Origin of the sequence: Streptomyces sp. NPDC096311 (genome assembly GCF_044763085.1) — a bacterium.
Lineage (GTDB): Bacteria > Actinomycetota > Actinomycetes > Streptomycetales > Streptomycetaceae > Streptomyces.
The window spans coordinates 81,721-97,667 of record NZ_JBIWFN010000025.1 but is presented as its reverse complement, the minus strand read 5'-3'; the positions used below and the strand labels follow the sequence as shown (position 1 = coordinate 97,667).

Annotated in this window: 16 protein-coding genes; 7 read left to right on the top strand and 9 right to left on the bottom strand. The window is 72.7% G+C overall.

Going from position 1 to position 15,947, the window contains the following annotated elements:
• The first annotated feature begins 98 nt into the window (after positions 1 to 98).
• Positions 99 to 1,355, top strand: a complete 1,257-nt coding sequence (locus ACIRA5_RS44355; protein ID WP_403701693.1) for an arsenic transporter — start codon at positions 99 to 101, stop codon at positions 1,353 to 1,355.
• Between the two features lie 35 nt (positions 1,356 to 1,390).
• Positions 1,391 to 1,915 carry a universal stress protein gene (locus ACIRA5_RS44350; RefSeq protein ID WP_403701532.1) on the top strand — a complete coding sequence of 175 codons (525 nt, stop codon included), beginning with the start codon at positions 1,391 to 1,393 and terminating at the stop codon, positions 1,913 to 1,915.
• On the opposite strand, the gene ACIRA5_RS44345 is transcribed toward ACIRA5_RS44350, so the two are convergent.
• Positions 1,845 to 2,801 carry a helix-turn-helix domain-containing protein gene (locus tag ACIRA5_RS44345; protein WP_403701529.1) on the bottom strand — a complete coding sequence of 319 codons (957 nt, stop codon included), beginning with the start codon at positions 2,799 to 2,801 and terminating at the stop codon, positions 1,845 to 1,847. The genes ACIRA5_RS44350 and ACIRA5_RS44345 overlap by 71 nt on opposite strands.
• A gap of 64 nt (positions 2,802 to 2,865) precedes the next feature.
• Here ACIRA5_RS44345 and ACIRA5_RS44340 point away from each other — a divergent pair, with 64 nt between their 5' ends.
• Positions 2,866 to 3,675 carry a phytanoyl-CoA dioxygenase family protein gene (locus tag ACIRA5_RS44340; protein ID WP_403701526.1) on the top strand — a complete coding sequence of 270 codons (810 nt, stop codon included), beginning with the start codon at positions 2,866 to 2,868 and terminating at the stop codon, positions 3,673 to 3,675.
• A 2-nt stretch (positions 3,676 to 3,677) separates the two neighbouring features.
• Here ACIRA5_RS44340 and ACIRA5_RS44335 read toward each other — a convergent pair whose 3' ends face one another.
• Genes ACIRA5_RS44335 through ACIRA5_RS44325 form a run of 3 tightly spaced genes read right to left on the bottom strand, consistent with a single transcriptional unit; the run spans position 3,678 to position 8,002 of the window.
• Positions 3,678 to 6,455, bottom strand: a complete 2,778-nt coding sequence (locus ACIRA5_RS44335; RefSeq protein WP_403701523.1) for a helix-turn-helix transcriptional regulator — start codon at positions 6,453 to 6,455, stop codon at positions 3,678 to 3,680.
• Positions 6,452 to 7,375: an alpha/beta fold hydrolase gene (locus tag ACIRA5_RS44330; protein ID WP_403701520.1), complete on the bottom strand. Its 924-nt coding sequence runs from the start codon at positions 7,373 to 7,375 to the stop codon at positions 6,452 to 6,454. The genes ACIRA5_RS44335 and ACIRA5_RS44330 overlap by 4 nt, the downstream gene beginning before the upstream one ends.
• Positions 7,376 to 7,396: 21 nt before the next feature.
• The gene (locus tag ACIRA5_RS44325; protein WP_352045132.1) at positions 7,397 to 8,002 is read right to left on the bottom strand and encodes an NAD(P)-binding domain-containing protein; all 606 of its coding nucleotides are present in this window, start codon (positions 8,000 to 8,002) and stop codon (positions 7,397 to 7,399) included.
• Between the two features lie 355 nt (positions 8,003 to 8,357).
• Between ACIRA5_RS44325 and ACIRA5_RS44320 the strand changes: the two genes are divergently transcribed.
• Complete coding sequence (locus ACIRA5_RS44320; RefSeq protein ID WP_403701517.1) at positions 8,358 to 9,158, top strand: endo alpha-1,4 polygalactosaminidase; 801 nt, start codon at positions 8,358 to 8,360, stop codon at positions 9,156 to 9,158.
• Positions 9,159 to 9,272: 114 nt separating this feature from the next.
• Positions 9,273 to 10,964, top strand: coding sequence for a phospholipid carrier-dependent glycosyltransferase (locus tag ACIRA5_RS44315; RefSeq protein ID WP_403701513.1), 1,692 nt, complete (start codon positions 9,273 to 9,275; stop codon positions 10,962 to 10,964).
• A 10-nt stretch (positions 10,965 to 10,974) separates the two neighbouring features.
• On the opposite strand, the gene ACIRA5_RS44310 is transcribed toward ACIRA5_RS44315, so the two are convergent.
• From ACIRA5_RS44310 to ACIRA5_RS44300, 3 genes are all read right to left on the bottom strand, one after another.
• Positions 10,975 to 11,508, bottom strand: a complete 534-nt coding sequence (locus tag ACIRA5_RS44310) for a flavoprotein (RefSeq protein ID WP_403701509.1) — start codon at positions 11,506 to 11,508, stop codon at positions 10,975 to 10,977.
• 130 nt (positions 11,509 to 11,638) lie between these two features.
• Positions 11,639 to 12,043, bottom strand: coding sequence for a hypothetical protein (locus ACIRA5_RS44305; protein ID WP_403701506.1), 405 nt, complete (start codon positions 12,041 to 12,043; stop codon positions 11,639 to 11,641).
• A gap of 183 nt (positions 12,044 to 12,226) precedes the next feature.
• Positions 12,227 to 12,685, bottom strand: a complete 459-nt coding sequence (locus tag ACIRA5_RS44300) for a nuclear transport factor 2 family protein (RefSeq protein ID WP_403701503.1) — start codon at positions 12,683 to 12,685, stop codon at positions 12,227 to 12,229.
• Between the two features lie 124 nt (positions 12,686 to 12,809).
• Here ACIRA5_RS44300 and ACIRA5_RS44295 point away from each other — a divergent pair, with 124 nt between their 5' ends.
• Entirely contained in the window at positions 12,810 to 13,391 is a 582-nt protein-coding gene (locus ACIRA5_RS44295) for a TetR/AcrR family transcriptional regulator (RefSeq protein ID WP_403701500.1), read from the top strand.
• Between the two features lie 118 nt (positions 13,392 to 13,509).
• On the opposite strand, the gene ACIRA5_RS44290 is transcribed toward ACIRA5_RS44295, so the two are convergent.
• Together ACIRA5_RS44290 and ACIRA5_RS44285 are read right to left on the bottom strand one after the other, a co-directional pair.
• Complete coding sequence (locus ACIRA5_RS44290; RefSeq protein WP_054234301.1) at positions 13,510 to 13,704, bottom strand: ferredoxin; 195 nt, start codon at positions 13,702 to 13,704, stop codon at positions 13,510 to 13,512.
• A gap of 19 nt (positions 13,705 to 13,723) precedes the next feature.
• On the bottom strand, positions 13,724 to 14,911 hold the full coding sequence (locus tag ACIRA5_RS44285; protein ID WP_352045126.1) for a cytochrome P450: 1,188 nt from the start codon (positions 14,909 to 14,911) through the stop codon (positions 13,724 to 13,726).
• Positions 14,912 to 15,316: 405 nt separating this feature from the next.
• On the opposite strand from ACIRA5_RS44285, the gene ACIRA5_RS44280 reads away from it, so the two are divergent.
• Positions 15,317 to 15,946 carry a LysE family transporter gene (locus tag ACIRA5_RS44280; RefSeq protein ID WP_403701497.1) on the top strand — a complete coding sequence of 210 codons (630 nt, stop codon included), beginning with the start codon at positions 15,317 to 15,319 and terminating at the stop codon, positions 15,944 to 15,946.
• Position 15,947: the final 1 nt, after the last annotated feature.

Sequence of the window (15,947 nt, the reverse complement as noted above, 5' to 3'; positions counted from 1 at the left end):
CGACATCGACGCAGGTCCGAAGGGTCGGTGAGCGGGGCGAGGCGCGGCGTCTGATCTGATGGTCGGGCACCACGACTTGTGTCCCGGAGGACCGAACCCTGAACACCCCGCTCGCCGAATCCCTGTCCGTCGTCCTGCTCGTCGCGGTCCTCGTCTGCGCGGTGGTCCGCCCCTTCGGCTGGCCGGAGTCGGTCGTCGCGGCCCCGGCCGCCCTGCTGGTGATCGCCACCGGTGCGATCTCCTGGGACCACGCAGGCGCGGAGGCGAGTCACCTCGGGCCGGTCATCGGCTTCCTGGCGGCGGTACTGGTACTCGCCAAGTTCTGCGACGACGAGGGGCTCTTCCACGCCTGCGGCGCCTGGATGGCCCGCTGGGCGGCGGGGCGGCCGGGGCGCCTGCTGACCGCGGTCTTCGCGCTCGCCTCGGCGATCACCGCGGTGCTCAGCCTGGACGCCACCATCGTGCTGTTGACCCCGGTGGTGTTCGCCACCGCCGCCCGGATGGGCGCCCGCCCGAAGCCGCACGTGTACGCCTGCACCCATCTGTCGAACACGGCCTCGCTGCTGCTGCCGGTCTCCAACCTCACCAATCTGCTCGCCTTCACCGCGAGCGGTCTCAGCTTCACCCGGTTCGCGGCGCTGATGGTGCTGCCGTGGCTGGTGGCCATCGGGGCCGAGTACGTGGTCTTCCGGCGCTTCTTCGCCGGCGACCTGGCAGCGGCCGTGCCCGAGCCGACGACCGGGGAGCCGCCGGAGCTGCCCCTGTTCGCGCTGGTCACCGTGGGCTGCACCCTGGCGGGGTTCGTCGTCGCCTCCGCGCTGGGCGTGGACCCCGCCTGGTCCGCCGCGGCGGGGGCGCTGGTGCTGGCCGCCCGAGCCCTGCTGCGCGGGCGCGCCACCCCGCTCACCGTACTGAGGGCCGCAGCTCCGGCCTTCCTCGTGTTCGTGCTCGCGCTGGGCATCGTCGTCCGTGCCGTGGTCGACAACGGACTCTCCGACGCCCTCGGGCATCTCCTCCCGCACGGCAGCGGACTGCCCGCGCTGCTCGGGATCGCGGTGCTCGCCGCCGTACTGGCCAATCTCATCAACAACCTGCCCGCGGTCCTGGTGCTGCTGCCGCTGGCCGCCACCTCCGGCTCCGGCGCGGTGCTGGCCGTGCTCCTGGGGGTCAACATCGGCCCCAACCTCACCTACGCCGGTTCCCTGGCGACCTTGTTGTGGCGGCGTATCGTGCAGGAGCACGACCACGGCGTCGATCTGCGGGAGTTCACCCGGCTGGGTCTGATCGCCGTGCCGGCGGCGCTGGTTCCCGCCGTACTGGCACTGTGGTTCTCGCTCCGCTTCATCGGGGGCTGAACCCTCGCACACGTGAGGGCCGGAGGCTGATGCTCATGCGGGTCGTCGTCTGGCTCGTCGAGGGGACCTGGCCGGCCTGTGTGGACGCCGTGCGCACGCACGCGCCGCAGGCGACCGAGGTCGTGCTGCTGCATGTCAGCGAACCCGGGGTGCCCGGACTGGCGCACGGCGCCTTCGCCGGGCTGCTCGGCCGGGGGCACGCCGAGCGCGATCCCGGGAACCGGCTGGAGGCCCTCGGCGCCCGGTCGGCGGCGCGGCTGCTCGACGCGGCGGCCGAGCGCCTCGGCCGCCCCTGCACCCGCCAGGAAAGCACCGGGCGCATGGAGCATGAGGTGGTCGGCGCCGCCGAGGGCGCCGATCTGCTCGTGGTGGCCCGGGACGGCGACCGGGCCCGGCTCGGGCCGCACAGCCTGGGCAGGGCCGGGCGGTTCGTCGTCGACCACGCGCCGTGCCCGGTGCTGCTGATCTGGCCCGAGGCCACGCCTGCCGTCACGACGATCCCGCCGCCTCCCCCGCATGCTCCGGATCCCCCACATCACCCGCGCCCCCCGCACTCCTAGCGATGCCCTTCCGGTAGGCGCCCGGTGGAGTCCCGTAGCGCTGCCGGAAGACCCGGCTGAAGTGGAACGCGCTGGTGAATCCGGAGGCCGCGGCCACCCGTTCCACCGGGAGCCCGGTGGCTTCCAGGAGCCGGGCCGCGTGCAGCAGCCGGGCCTCGCGCAGCGCCCGCATCGGGGAGCGGCCGAGTTGCTCGGTGAACAGGTGGGCGAACCGGGACGGTGAGAGCGCGACCGTCCCGGCCAGCGAGCGGACGGTGTGGGGCGCGGCCGGGTCCGCGGTGATCACCGCCTCCGCATGGCGGACCCGGGCGTCGAGACCGGGGCGGCGGCGCTCCGCGCGGGCGGCGGCGAGCAGCACGATCTCCTCCAGGGAGCACAGGGCCAGCTCCCGGGCGGCGGTGCCGTGCGCCACCGCGACCTCGCCCGGGGCGGGCTCCGCGCCCTCGGGCGGCGGGCCGTCTCCCGTCCAGCGGGCGTCGGTGAGCATCCGGCGGAACGCCGCTTCGATACGTTCCCGGGCGGGCGCGGGTCCGACGGCGTAGAGGCCGTCGTCGAGGGCGTGGGGCCGCAGCCATCCGGTCCAGGACGGGCGGGCCTGGCAGTGCGCCCACCAGAACGCCCAGTGTCCGGCGCCGGGTTCGACGGCGTAGTCCTGCGGCACGCCGGGCCCCAGGACCACCAGGTCTCCGGCGCCGGCCACCGTCCGGGCCGCTCCCTGCCGGAGCCGTCCCCGTCCGCCCGTCGTCCAGGTGAACAGCCAACTGTCGCTGCCCTGGGGCCGGTTGACGCGGTACCTCGGTCCCTGGTCGAAGCGACCGACGGTCACCAGGCCCGGCGGCGGGGACGGGGCAGCAGGCTCGGGCAAGTCCTCAGCACGCACGGGCATCCTCCCGGGGGGCTCGTCGGCCTAGCGTGAGGCACCTGGGACTCCGGTGGGAAGGGACGGTCGGATGACAGTCATGGACATGGGCGGGCCGCGGTGGTCGGACTTCGAGGAGAACGGGTTCGTGGTGGTGCGCGGCCTGTTCACCGGCGCCGAGATCGACGAGCTGTGCGCGGAGTTCGCGGCCCTGCACGCCGCCGGGCCGGTCCCGGGGCACTTCGAACCCCGCGCCACCGGGACCGGCGGTCCGGCGGATCCGCTGGATGCCCATCCCCGGGTCATGCATCCGCACCGCATCAACGAGCTGTCCCTGCGCCGCCTGATCGATCCCCGGTTGCGGCGGATCCTGGAGACCCTGCTCGGCGAGGAGGTCCTGGCGGCGCAGAGCATGTTCTACTTCAAGCCGCCCGGGGCCCGGGGGCAGGCGCTGCACCAGGACAACTTCTATCTGCGGGTCGAACCGGGCACCTGCGTGGCCGCCTGGATCGCGTGCGACGCGATCGACCGGGAGAACGGCGGCCTGGAAGTGGTGCCGGGCACGCACCGCATGGACCTGTTCTGCCCGGAGGAGGCGGACGCGGAGCTGTCCTTCGTACGGGAGTACGTCCCGCCGCCGCCCGGTCTGGCCGTCGTGCCCGTCGACATGGCACCGGGTGACGTGCTGTTCTTCAACGGCAGTCTGGTGCACGGCTCCGGGCCGAACCGCAGCGCCGACCGCTTCCGCCGTTCCTTCATCGGCCATTACGTCGGCCGCTCCACCCATCACATCGGCCGCCATTACCCCACGCTGACGATGGGCGGTGAGCCCGTCGCCCTGTCCGAGAGCGAGGGGGCGGGCCCGTGCGGCACGGAGTTCGCTCCGGCGGCACCGCACTGATCTCATTCCCCCGGCTCGGGGAGCGCGTCGCGGAGTTGGGCGCGGGAGGTGATGCCGAGCTTGGGGAAGATCCGGTAGAGGTGGAAGCCGACCGTACGGGGCGAGAGGAAGATCCGTTCGCCGATCTCCCGGTTGGTCAGGCCCGCGGCGGCGAGGCGGGCGATCTGCAGCTGCTGCGGGGTGAGTTCGGCGAGGCTGTCCGGGGAGCCGGCGGGCGTGCTCGCCTGGGTGACGCCCGCGGCGCGCAGTTCGGCGCGGGTGCGGTCCGTCCAGGGGCGGGTGCCCAGCCGTTCGAAGACCTCCAGCGCGGCGGCGAGCTGGGGGCGCGCCTCCACCGCGCGGCGCCGGCGGCGCAGCCACTCGGCGTAGTCGAGGCGGACCTGTGCCCGTTCGAAGGGCCACTGGTCGCCCGCCGGTTCGGCCAGGGCCGCCGTGAAGTGCCGTTCGGCGTCGTCCGGTTCGGCGAGCAGGGCCTCGGCCCGGTGCACGATCGCGGTGAGCCGCGCGGATGTCTCGCCCTCGGCGAGGCGCCGCCTGGTCGTGTCGAGGACGAGCCGCGCGTCCTCGGCCCGGCCCGTGCGGACGGCCGCTGCCACGAGGTCGGCCAGGTAGTAGTCGGAGGCGTGGAAGTGCAGGGGCGCGGGCTCCGGCCGCCGGGTGTAGACGGCGCGGAAACGGTCGTAGGCCGCCGCGTGGTCGCCCTCCGCGAGCGCGGCGGCGCCCAGCGCGTAGTGCGTGCGCACCTGCAGGCTGCGGCAGTTGGGCAGGTCGATGCCGTGCACGGCGCGCTGTACGGCGGCGCGGGCCTCCTCGGTGTCGCCACGCAGGGCGAGCAGCGTGGCGCGCAGCACAGGCGCTCCCACCACCACGTTCTCCAGTCCCCCTTCGGCGGCCAGGCCGTACGCCTCGTCGAGTGCCGCGCCGGCCTCGGTCCAGGACCCACTCTCGTAGAGGGCCAGCGCGAGGGCCTGGGCCACGGTGGCGTTGGCCCCGGAGGTCGGGGAGCGGCGCAGATGGTCGATGGCCGCGCCGAGCAGCCGTATCGCCTCGGCCGTCTCGTCCAGGACCCAGGCGGCCCCGCCGGAGACGACCAGGCGGGACAGCGGGATGTCGACGCCTGATCCGGGCTTCGGCAGGGGCGCGGTCCAGGTGGCCGCGAGCAGATCGAGGGCCTGGGCCCGGTTGCGTACCGGATCGCAGCCGGCCAGGGCCCAGAGCCGGCCCGTCTCGTCGTCCTGAGGCGGCACGCGCTCCACGATCCGCAGGATGTTCTCGCGGTGTTCCGGGGCCCCGGAGTTGTATGCGGGTGTGGTGGCCGTCGCCAGGGCGTCGAGGGTCAGTACGGGGTTCTCGTCGACGGCGGCCTCGGCGACCGGCAGCAGGAAGCCGAGCGAGCCCGCGAACTGGGTGGTCACGGCGAGCGCCCAGCCCGCCAGGAGCGAGGCCTCGGCGAGGAGGGCCGGTTCGTCGGTGCGGGTGGCGACCTGGGCGCTGAGTTCGCCGACCCAGCGCGGGTGACCGGCGTACATCGCCATGGTCGCGGCGCGTACCAGGCGCCCGGCGCGGACGGTGGGGTCGGGGCTGAGCCGGGCCGCGCGTTCGAGGGCCGTCGCGGCGGCCGCGTAGCCGCCGCGGCGCTGTGCCCGGGCCGCGCTGTCGTCGAGTTCCCGGGCGGCCTCCTCGTCGACGCCGGAGGCGGCGGCCGCGTGGTGCCAGGCACGGCGGTCGGGATCCCCGACGAGGACGTCGGCGAGCGCCCGGTGGGCTGTGTGGCGTTCGGTGTAGGTCGCGGCCCGGTAGACCGCGGAACGTATCAGCGGATGGCGGAAGCGGACGCGGTCGGCGTCGATGCGGACGAGTCCGGCGCGTTCGGCAGGCAGCCAGTCGTCCGGGGTCGCCCGGTCTCCGACGGCCGAGAGGATGACGGGCAGCTCGGCGCTCTCCGCGGCGGCCGCGAAGAGCAGCAACTCACGGGTGGCCGGGGGAAGTTCGGGAAGGTCCGCGGCGAAGATGGCTTCCAGCCGGTCGGTGAGGGGCAGCGCGTCCTCGTGGGCGGCGGCCGGGTCGCGCGCCACGGCCCGGGCGAGTTCGACGAGGGCGAGGGGGACACCCGCCGCCTGTTCGAGGACGCGGGAGCGGGCCCGTCCCGCAGGGGGCCGGGGCTGGTGGTCGAGGAGCCGTCCGGCGGCTGCCGGGTCGAGCGGCTCGATCGTCAACCGGTTGACCTGACGGTCGAGTTGGGCGGGTACGGCGGTGTCGCGCGCCGCCAGGAGCAGGGCGACCGGTTCGCCTTCGAGGCGTCGGGCCATGAAGGCCAGGACGTCGAGGGTGCCCAGGTCCAGCCAGTGGGTGTCGTCGATCACCAGGAGGAGCGGGCCGTGCTCCGCGGCGTCGGAGAGCAGGGTGAGCGCGCCGAGCGAGGTCAGCAGGGGGTCGGAGACCGTCGGCGTGCCGTCGTCGAGTCCGAACACGCCGAGCAGCGCGGCCCGCTGGCGTGCGGGCAACCCCTCGGCCAGGTCGAGCAAGGGGCGCAGCAGCTGGTGCAGTCCGGCGAAGGCGAGGCCCGACTCGCCCTCGCTCCCCCGGCAGCGCAGCACCCGCACCCCGGACCGGCGGGCCATGCGGGCGGCGGCGTCGAGGAGGGCGCTCTTGCCCGCGCCGGGTCCTCCCGTCATCAGCAGGGCCCCGGTCCGCCCCGTCGTGAGAGCGTCCACCAGCCGTGACAGCAGGGCCAGTTCGTGGTCCCGGCCGACGATCCACTCGTCACCGAGCGGCGTCATGAGTCGGACCCGGGGAACGCGTCGGAGGTGAAGGCGAGGAGGGCATGGGCGACCGCGCCGGGGCTCTCCAGGAGCATCTCGTGCGTACCGTCGATCCCGACGACCCGCACGGTGGCCCGCCGCGCGGCCAGTTCGGCGAGGTCCCGGGCGAGCCCCTTCCCGTACGCCGTCATCAGTTCGTCGAACCAGGGCAGGCCGGGGGCGGGCGGTACGGGTCGCGCGGCCCGTCCGAGCAGCAGTGGCCGCCGCGTCCGCGCGAAGGCGTCGAAGAGGTCGAAGAGGTCGAGTGCGTCGACGGCGGCCATCATCTCCAGCACGAGCGCCCGTTCGGGGCGCACCTCCAGCCGTCCGTCGGGCGCGGGCCGCACGGTACGCAGCAGACCGGCCTCCAACAGCTCGTAGGGGATGCCCAGTCGGTCGGAGAGTGCGCGCTGCTCGGCGAGCAGGTCCTTGAGACCGTCCGCCGGAAGCGGTCCGCCGGACACCCTCGCGGTCGCCGACTCCCGCACCTGGGTGAGGCGCTCCTCGACGTACGCCGGGTCGAGGCCCACGTACTGGTCGGGGCGGCCCCAGCCGTATCCGTCCAGGTTCACCGCGCCGGGCGTGACGTCCGGATGCTCCAGCGCGTACCGTACGGCGATCATCCCGCCGACCGAGTGCCCGACGGGCAGCGCGCCGGGCAGGTCGTACCGCTCGAGCACCGCCTCGATGTCGTCCAGTACCCGGGGAAGACTCCAGGTTCCCGACGGTGAGAGACCGTGTCCGCGCAGGTCCACGGCGAGCACCCGGTGCCGGGGGACGAGCAGGGGGGCAACGGCGGCCCAGTCGGCGAGCGTACGCCTGGCTCCGTGCATGAGAAGCAGGGGTGGGCCGTCACCACCGTGGTCGTGTACGGCCAGTTCGATGCGGTCTCCGGTCATGTCCTGACAATACGGCGTGGGTCAGGGCTCCAGGAGCAGATTGAGCGTCGGCAGGGGACCGCCCGGGAACTGTTGCAGCCGTCCGCCGGACGCCAGTGGGCCCAGATTGATGACCGCCCACCCCACCCGCTCCGCCAGCCGCGTGACGCGCTCGTTCGCCCCGGGGTGGTTTCCCGAGAGGAAGATCACCCGCCGTCCGACAAAAGTGCGCGGATCGGAGCCGAGCACCGCCGGCGTCAGGGTGTTGAACGCCTTCACCAGGCGTGCTCCGGGGACGAGTTCGGCGACGACCTCGCTGGAGGTGCGGCCGTCGAGGTCGGCGACCTTGAAGTCGGGCGGTCCGAGTGGGTTGGTGGTGTCGATGACGATCCGCTCCTGCCAGTCGAGGACGTCCGCGGCGGCCACCGCCTCGCTCAGCCGTCGCCACGGCACGGCGAGGACGACGATCTCCTCCTTGGCCGACTCCGCGACGGTGGCGGGCGTCAGGGCCGGGCCGATCGAGGCGGCGAGGTCCCGCAGTGACTGCGGGCCCCGGCTGTTGCTGATGACGACCTGCTCGCCCGCCGCCACGAACCGATAGGCGAGGGCCTGGCCGATGGCTCCGGCACCGATGATTCCGATGGGCATGAGGTGTCCTCCTCCTTGAGTTCCGCGGCTACGACAAGAGGGTGACTGTCAGCATCACGCCGCAGGTCACAGCGGCGCTTCTGTCATGTGACTGGGCCGGGTCCGCGACCCGCGCGGGGGCCGCGGGGGCCGCCTTGACGCGGGCGCCGTCCAGGCGATTTGATCCTGAGGTGCCAAGGCGCCGCGCCGGGCACGCAGAGGTACGCCCAGCCGGTAGCGGACACCGTTCGAGTCCGGCCAAAGTCGCCAGGACCGCGGGAGCGTCCGAGGCGGGGTCGTACCCGCGATCGATGGAGCCGACATTCCCGCCCAACGTGTTTCCCGCGTCACCGGCCTGGGGGCAGCCGCCGCCCTGGTGGCGCTCGCGACGCTGGTGAGCTGTACGGCCGGGTCGGACGAGGAGACGCCACCCCAGCAGGGTAAGGCCTCTCCGTCGAGCCCGGAGGCCGTACAACTCCCCCCGCTCCACGCGGGCTTCGACTACCAGATCGGCGGCGCTTATCCGCCACCGTCCGGCGTCCGCATCGTCAGCCGCGACCGTTCGGACTCGCCCGCGCCCGGCCTGTACAACATCTGTTACGTCAACGCCTTCCAGGCCCAGCCGGACGAGACGAAGGCGTGGCCGGCCGATCTGCTGCTGCGGGACGCGCACGGCGAGGCCGTCCTGGACCGCGACTGGAACGAGGCGCTCCTCGACCTCCGCACGCCGGCCAAGCGCAAGCGGGTGGCCGCCCGGGTCAACCGCTGGATCGACGAATGCGCCGACAAGGGGTTCGACGCCGTCGAGCCCGACAACTACGACAGCTACACCCGTTCCGGCCGTCTGCTGACGGCGAACGACGCCACCGCGTTCATCACGCTCCTTTCGGCCCACGCGCACGCCCGGGGGCTGGCCATCGGACAGAAGAACACCTCGGAGTTGGCCGGGCTCAGGTCGAGGACCAAGCTCGACTTCGCGGTGGCCGAGGAGTGCGGCCAGTACGACGAGTGCGGCACGTACGCGAAGGCGTTCGACGACCGGGTGGTGGACATCGAGTACACCGACAGCGGTCTGCGCAAGGCCCTCGCGAGCTACGGGGACCGGCTGAGCATCGTGCGCCGTGATGTGCAGGTGTCGACGCCGGGCAGTGCGCAGTACGTCCGCCGGACGCGCTGACGGACGCTGCCCCGACCCGGGAGAGGTCACCGTGCATACTCGCACCGAAGCCGGGTGGATTCCGGATGAGCGAGTGCGCACGGAGCGGACGTATCAGAGGGCATGTCGACATCCATGGCCAGCAGGCAGGGCGACCGCCTGCCCACGAGCACCGCCAGACCGCCGGGCCGGTTCGATCGGCTCCGGCGGCACCGGCGGTGGCTGCTCGCGCTGGCGGTGGTCGCCCTGCTGGCCCAGATGGCGGTCGCGATGGTCACGGCGGCCGCGCAGCAGACGCCGACGATCGACGAGCCGGTGTACGTGGGCACGGCGGAGACCTATGTGCGGGAACACAGCCTGCGCTTCAACCCCGAACATCCGCCGCTGGGCAAGCTCATCATCGCGACCGGACTGGTGTTCGCCCATCCGCACCTGGACGCCCACTTCACGGGTGATCAGACGGCGCTCGGGCGGCGGCTGCTGTACGAGTCGGGCAACGATCCCTGGCGGGTGATGCTGTGGGCGCGGCTGCCGGTGATCGGGCTGACGCTGCTGTTCGGTCTGGTCGTCCTCGCGTTCGCCCGTGAACTCGTCGGCGCCGTGGGCGGGTTGGTGGCGCTCGCGCTGTACGCGTTCTCGCCCGACGTCATCACCAACGGTTCGCTCGCCACACTCGACGTACCGGCGGCCGGTTTCCTGCTGACGTCGGTGTGGCTGGCGTGGCGGGCCCGGCGTCGGCGGCCCCTGCTCCACCTCGCTCTCGCGGGGGCGGCGCTCGGCGCGGCGCTCGCCACCAAGATGAGCACCCTGCCGGCGGTACCGGTGCTGCTGCTCCTGGTGTTCCTCTCCTTCTGGCAGGCACGCCGCACGCCGGGCCTGGGCCTGCGTGCGCAACCGCGGCTCGTCGGCCTGGGTGTGGCGGTGGCCGCCGGTACGGCCCTCGTGGCGCTCGCCGTCGTCTGGGCGACCTACCTGCTCGTCGACCCGCAGCTGCGCTGGACGGCTCCCGCGAACCTCCCGGCCGTGCACGGTCTGCGCGGGCTCGTCATCGACTGGCTGCCGGTACCTCGGCCGTACCGCGACGGGATGCGGATCCAGTTCGGCTTCGAGAACGACGTGTGGACCGGCTTCCTGTTCGGACGGATCTACCACGGCTCGCTCTGGTACTACCTGCCGGCCGCGCTGCTGGTGAAGACACCGCTCGGCATGATCGCGCTCTGGCTCATGGGCCTCGGCGTGATGGCCGCCGTGCCCCGGCTGCGGCCCGCCGCCCCGTACGTCCTGCTCCCCCCGGCCGTCCTGCTGGCCGTGGCCATGACCGGGTCCCGGGACCTCGGCGTCAGATACGCCCTCTTCGTCCCGGTGTTCCTGGCGGTGGCGGCGGCCGGGGTCGTCGCCCTGCGCCGGCGCTGGGCCCACCTCGTCACGGCGGCGCTGGTCGGCTTCGTCGCGATCAGTTCGCTGCGCGCGTTCCCGTACTACCTGCCGTACTCCAACGAGGCGTTCGGCGGACCCTCGCAAACCCGTCTGCGGCTGCACGACTCGAACGTCGACTGGGGGCAGGACCTGGGCCGCCTGGCCGACCGTCTGTCCGAGCGGTATCCGCACGAGCGGGTCTGGCTGGTCTACAAGGGCAGTGGCGTGCCCTCGTACTACGGGATCGAGGCGGCCGATCCGCGCAAGGTGCCGCCGAGCGAGGTGCACGGACTACTCGCCGTGTCGGACACCGCCGTCGCGAAGGCCGACGGCCGTCTGGCCGCGCTGCTCCACGGCGCCACGCCGATCGACGACGTCGGCCACTCGATCACGATCTACCGTCGCGCGTGACCCCGGGGCGTCACGCGCGAGAGGCGAGCAGGTCCAGGGCCGCTCCCCAGGGGAACTCCGCGCGCAGACCGCCTTGCCCCGGCTCCCCGGAGTAGCGGTCGCCGAACCGGACACCCATCCCGCGCAGTCGCTCGACACTCCCCCGGTACGCGGGGTGTGCCGCCAGCGCGTCGCTCACACAGGGCAGTACGGCGATCGGGACGTCGAGGCCGTACGCCTCGTTCAGCGTGCCGAGCGCGAGGGTGTCGGATATGCCGGCCGCCCACTTGTTGACGGTGTTGAAGGTGGCCGGGGCGACGGCCACCGCGTCGGGGGCCGGGAAGGGGCGCGGGTCGCCCGGGGCCCGCCAGGCGGACCTGATCGGGCGACCGGTCTGCGCCTCGACGGCCGGCGCGTCGAAGAAGCCGAGCCCCTGCGGGGTGGCGATGACGCCGACCTCCCAACTCCGTTCCTGTGCCGTGGTGATCAGTTTGCTGACGTCCCGCGCGACACCGGCCGCGCACACGACGACGTACAGGAAGGGCTTTTCGGCCTGTTCGGTCACGTGGGAACCCTAGTCACCTGCTCGGCCGTGAACGGCCGAGCTTGGACGGCTCAGCGTTGTTCACACCTCGCCGCGCTCCCGACTGTCCGCTACGACAGGACGGTCACGGGTCGCATCTCCCGCCTTCCGGCTACACCGGTGGCGGGACGGGCATGGTGACGCATACCCACACCGAGCGTGCGCGGTCGCGCACGTTGACCCCGGCGACGGCATCGGCGGCCCCAGCGCAGCGGGTCCCCTTCGTCCGCCCGTCCACGGTCCAGAGGGAGACGGTGCGCGCGTCGTGCTGCCATGACAGGCAGCGGTCGTCGAACGGCTGGGCCGCCTCCGGCCGGAGAACGATCGGCGTACCGAGCGCCCTGCGGCACCGCCGGGATGTCGAGGGCCCCGGATTCCCGGCGCGCAGGGTGGCCCGCAGGGTGGCGTAGGCGTCGACCACCTTCTTCACCGCCCGCACCACCGGCTGCGCGGACAGCCCGAAGGCCGCCCTCAGGTCCGCGTACACCTCCTTCTGCGGACCGTTGCGGTCCCTCACGCCTCGGTTGAAGGCGACGGCGGAGGCATGCGTGGCGGCCCTGTTGCAGGCGCGCAGGGTCGCCTCGATGCGACGACGCTCCGTGTCGCGGCCACTGAAGGCGATTCCTCCCCGGCGTGAACGCCGGGCACCCTCGCCAGAACCAGGTGAACATGTGGGATCGCCGGTGGACACGCGGGGTGCCTAGTGGACCGGGAAGGTGTCCCCGCGTTCGGCTTCCGGGCGCGGGCCGAAGATGCGGCGCTCGTGCTCCTCGATGCGTACGTCATTGATGCTGGCCTCGCGCCGGGTCATCAGCCCGTGCTCGTCGAACTCCCACAGCTCGTTGCCGTACGACCGCCACCACTGCCCGTCGGCGTCGTGCGACTCGTACTGGAAGCGGACGGCGATGCGGTCGCTGTCGAAGGCCCACAGGTCCTTGCGCAGGGCGTACTCGTGTTCGCGCGCCCACTTGGCGGTAAGGAGTTCGACGATCTCGGCGCGGCCGGTGACGAAGGTGTCGCGGTTGCGCCAGACCGAGTCCTCGGAGTAGGCGAGGGCGACCTTGTGGGGATCACGGGTGTTCCAGGCGTCCTCGGCTGCCTGGACCTTCTGGACCGCGGTCTCACGGGTGAAGGGGGGGAGGGGCGGGCGGTCGTTCATGGGGGTGTCCTTTCAGGTACACGCGCATCTGGTCCACGCGCATCACATGAGCCGAGAACGTGCGTTCTCCCTCACGACTGCTAACGTAGAGAACGTTGGTTCTCGCGTCAAGGAGCAGCCCCGCATGGACAGCACAACCGCCCGCGAACAGGCCCTCGCCACCGCCAGGGAACAGGCGTTGGACGCCGCGGAGGAGCTCTTCTACGCCCGTGGCATCCAGACCGTCGGCATGGACGACATCCGCGGCGCCTCGGGGGTCTCCCTCAAGCGGCTCTACCAGCTGTTCCCCGCGAAGGAGCTCCTGGTCGAGGCGTATCTCCAGCGGCGCGACGTGCGCTGGCGGCAGCGGCTGGCCGAACACGTCGACGGGTACGAGGAGCCCGCGCGGCGGATCCTGGCGGTGTTCGAATGGCTGGGGCAATGGTTCGCCGAGCCCGACTTCCGCGGGTGCGCCTGGATCAACTCCTACGGCGAACTCGGCGCGACCTCACCACGCGTGGTCGCCCAGGTCCGCGGCCACAAGGGAGCGTTCAAGGACTACCTGGGCGGCCTCGTGGCCGCCGCGGGACTTCCCGGCGCCCTCACCGACCAGCTGTTCCTGCTGGCCGAGGGCGCCATGGTCACCGCGGGCATCACACGGAGCACGGAGCCGGCCGGGCAGGCGGCCGGCGCGGCACGGGTACTCGTCGAGGCCCAGCGGCGATAGGGCCGACGCCCGGCGGGGACGGCCGGCGCGCGCCGGCCGTCCCCGTCGTGTGGTCTCGGCGTTCGCCGAGTGGTCCTCGGCGCTCGTCGAGTCGTTCCCAGGTCTCGTCGTGTGGTCCTCAGCTCTCGGAGACGGTGATGGCGCCCACCGGGCAGGCCCGCGCGGCCTCCCGGACCAGCGGGTCGCCGCCGCCGTCCTCACGGCCGGGCAACAGCGCACTGAAGCCGTCGTCGTCCTGGGTGAAGACGTTCGGCGCGGTCAGCGCGCACTGCCCCGCGCCGATGCAGACGTCCTTGTCGATGGCGATCTCGATACTCATGGCCGCCAGCCTCTTACCATGTCACGGGGAGTTCCAGCATCCCCTGGATCGTGTCTCCCGCTTTGAAGGGAATCTCGTCCGCCGGCACGGCCAGACGCAGTCCGGACAGCCGGTCGAAGAGCGACAGCAGGGCGATCTCCATCTCGGCGCGGGCGAGGTTCTGGCCGAGGCACTGGTGGATGCCGAAGCCGAACGCGACGTGATGACGGGCCGAACGGTGCCAGTCCAGGGCGTCCGGCTCGGGGAAGGTGCCCGCGTCACGGTTGATGACGGAGGTCGAGAAGACCACCCCCTCGTCGGCGCGGATCGTCGCCCCTGCCACCTCGATGTCCTCGGTGGCCACCCGCAGCAGCCCGTCGGCGATGGACAGGAAGCGCAGCAGTTCCTCCACGGCGGCGGGCATGAGCGTCGGCTCGGCGCGCAGTTCCGCCAGCTGCTCGGGGTGGTGCAGCAGGGTGAACGTACCGAGCGAGATCATGTTCGCGGTCGTCTCGTGCCCGGCGACCAGCAGGATCGTCGCCAGGCTGATCAGCTCCTCGCGGTCCACCTTCCCCTCGCGCAGCTGTTCGTGGATGAGTTCGTCGAGGAGCCCGTCCTCCGGGTCCTTCCACTTGCGGTCGATCAGTGCCCCGAAGTAGGCCTCCAGCTGGTCGCGCGCGTCCTGGGTGTCCGCGGCGGCCGGGCCGCGCAGCAGCCTGCGGGACTGCTCCTCGAAGAAGTCGTGGTCGGCGTACGGGACGCCGAGCAGCGCGCAGATCACCATCGAGGGCACCGGCAGCGCGAAGGCGCTGACCAGTTCGACGGGCGGGCCCTGCCGCTCCACGGCGTCCAGCAGCCGGTCGACGGTTTCCTGGATGCGCGGGCGCAGGGCCGCGGTCCGTTTCAGGGTGAAGCTCGGCACGAGCATGCGGCGCTGGGTGTGGTGGGCGGGATCGTCGAGCCCGAGCAGCGCGACCCGCCGGTTGCGGGACTGGGCGAACCGCTCCGTGGGCATCGGGAACGCGGGGCGGGTGCGGTCGGAGGATAGCCGGGGATCGGTGAGCAGTTCACGGGCGGTGCCGTGCCCGGTGACGACCCACACGTTGCGCCCGTCGAACAGGGAGACGCGCGACAGGGGGTGCGCCTCGCGCAGGGCGTCGTAGGCGGTGGGCGGGTGGTAGGGACACGTACGGTCCTGGGGGAAGGCAACGGGTTCTGTCATGAGTGACCTCGCAAGCGATGGTTCCCTCTTGCCGATCTTCATTAGATGCCCCAGGCACCTATAGGAGCCACGCAAAGTTCGGCCAGATGCCCCGGACGGACCATCTGGCCGATCACCGTCGCCGGTCGGGGCGGCCACCGGGCTCCCACGGGCCTCGGTCGCGGCCCGGGCGCCGGACGTACGGCGCGTGCATGGCTCGATCCAACCGCTACCTCCACGGTACACACCCGTCTTCGGTGGCTCGGTGACGTCCTCGCGTAATTCACTTGCACGGGTGGCTCGACAGCCCCAGGATCTGCCCATGCCCACGATCGAAGCCCTCCTGCCGCCGACCTCCGCCGCCGCTCGTCCGGTGCGGGTCCAGCAGCAGCCCGGCGGTCCGCGGAGGCCCTCGCTTCCCCGGTCATGACCGCCGCGCTCGTCGCGGGGCTTCTCGCGGGCTATGGCATCGCCATCCCCGTCGGAGCGGTCGCGACCTATCTCGTCTCCCTCACCGCGCGTACGTCGCTGAGAACCGGCGGGTGCGCCGCGCTGGGCGTCGCGACCGCCGACGGGCTGTACGCCCTGGTCGCCGCCCTCGGGGGCGCCGCGCTCGCCGCCGCGCTGCAACCAGTGCTCGTGCCGTTGCGCTGGGCCTCCGGTCTGGTGCTGCTCGCCATGGCCGTACGGGGCGCGGTCGGCGCGGTGCGCCAGTACCGCGAACAGCGGCTCGCGGTCCGGTCCGTACGGGACCCGGTGCGCCCGGCGCGGGCGTACCTGACCCTGCTCGGGATCACCCTCCTCAATCCCACCACCGTGATCTACTTCGCCGCCCTGGTCCTCGGCAGCCGGACGGCCGAGGCGGTGCGCCCCCTGGAGCAGGGGGTGTTCGTGCTCGCCGCGTTCGTCGCGTCCGCGAGCTGGCAACTCCTGCTCGCCGGCGGTGGCGCGCTGCTCGGCCGGGCGCTGACGGGACGACGGGGGCGGCTGGTCACGGCGCTCGCGTCGAGTGCCGTGATCGTGGTGCTGGCGGTACGGATGCTCGTCGCCCCATGAG

What these genes read in the sequence shown, in the direction of transcription:
- ACIRA5_RS44335 (WP_403701523.1), bottom strand. Translation starts at nt 6,455, where the DNA reads ATGACGCCGCTCGGTGACGAGTGGATCGTCGGCCGGGACCACGAACTG.
- ACIRA5_RS44300 (WP_403701503.1), bottom strand. Translation starts at nt 12,685, where the DNA reads ATGAACGACCGCCCGCCCCTCCCCCCCTTCACCCGTGAGACCGCGGTC.
- ACIRA5_RS44280 (WP_403701497.1), top strand. Translation starts at nt 15,317, where the DNA reads ATGACCGCCGCGCTCGTCGCGGGGCTTCTCGCGGGCTATGGCATCGCC.
- ACIRA5_RS44340 (WP_403701526.1), top strand. Translation starts at nt 2,866, where the DNA reads ATGACAGTCATGGACATGGGCGGGCCGCGGTGGTCGGACTTCGAGGAG.
- ACIRA5_RS44325 (WP_352045132.1), bottom strand. Translation starts at nt 8,002, where the DNA reads ATGCCCATCGGAATCATCGGTGCCGGAGCCATCGGCCAGGCCCTCGCC.
- ACIRA5_RS44330 (WP_403701520.1), bottom strand. Translation starts at nt 7,375, where the DNA reads ATGACCGGAGACCGCATCGAACTGGCCGTACACGACCACGGTGGTGAC.
- ACIRA5_RS44295 (WP_403701500.1), top strand. Translation starts at nt 12,810, where the DNA reads ATGGACAGCACAACCGCCCGCGAACAGGCCCTCGCCACCGCCAGGGAA.
- ACIRA5_RS44315 (WP_403701513.1), top strand. Translation starts at nt 9,273, where the DNA reads ATGGCCAGCAGGCAGGGCGACCGCCTGCCCACGAGCACCGCCAGACCG.
- ACIRA5_RS44285 (WP_352045126.1), bottom strand. Translation starts at nt 14,911, where the DNA reads ATGACAGAACCCGTTGCCTTCCCCCAGGACCGTACGTGTCCCTACCAC.
- ACIRA5_RS44345 (WP_403701529.1), bottom strand. Translation starts at nt 2,801, where the DNA reads ATGCCCGTGCGTGCTGAGGACTTGCCCGAGCCTGCTGCCCCGTCCCCG.
- ACIRA5_RS44350 (WP_403701532.1), top strand. Translation starts at nt 1,391, where the DNA reads ATGCGGGTCGTCGTCTGGCTCGTCGAGGGGACCTGGCCGGCCTGTGTG.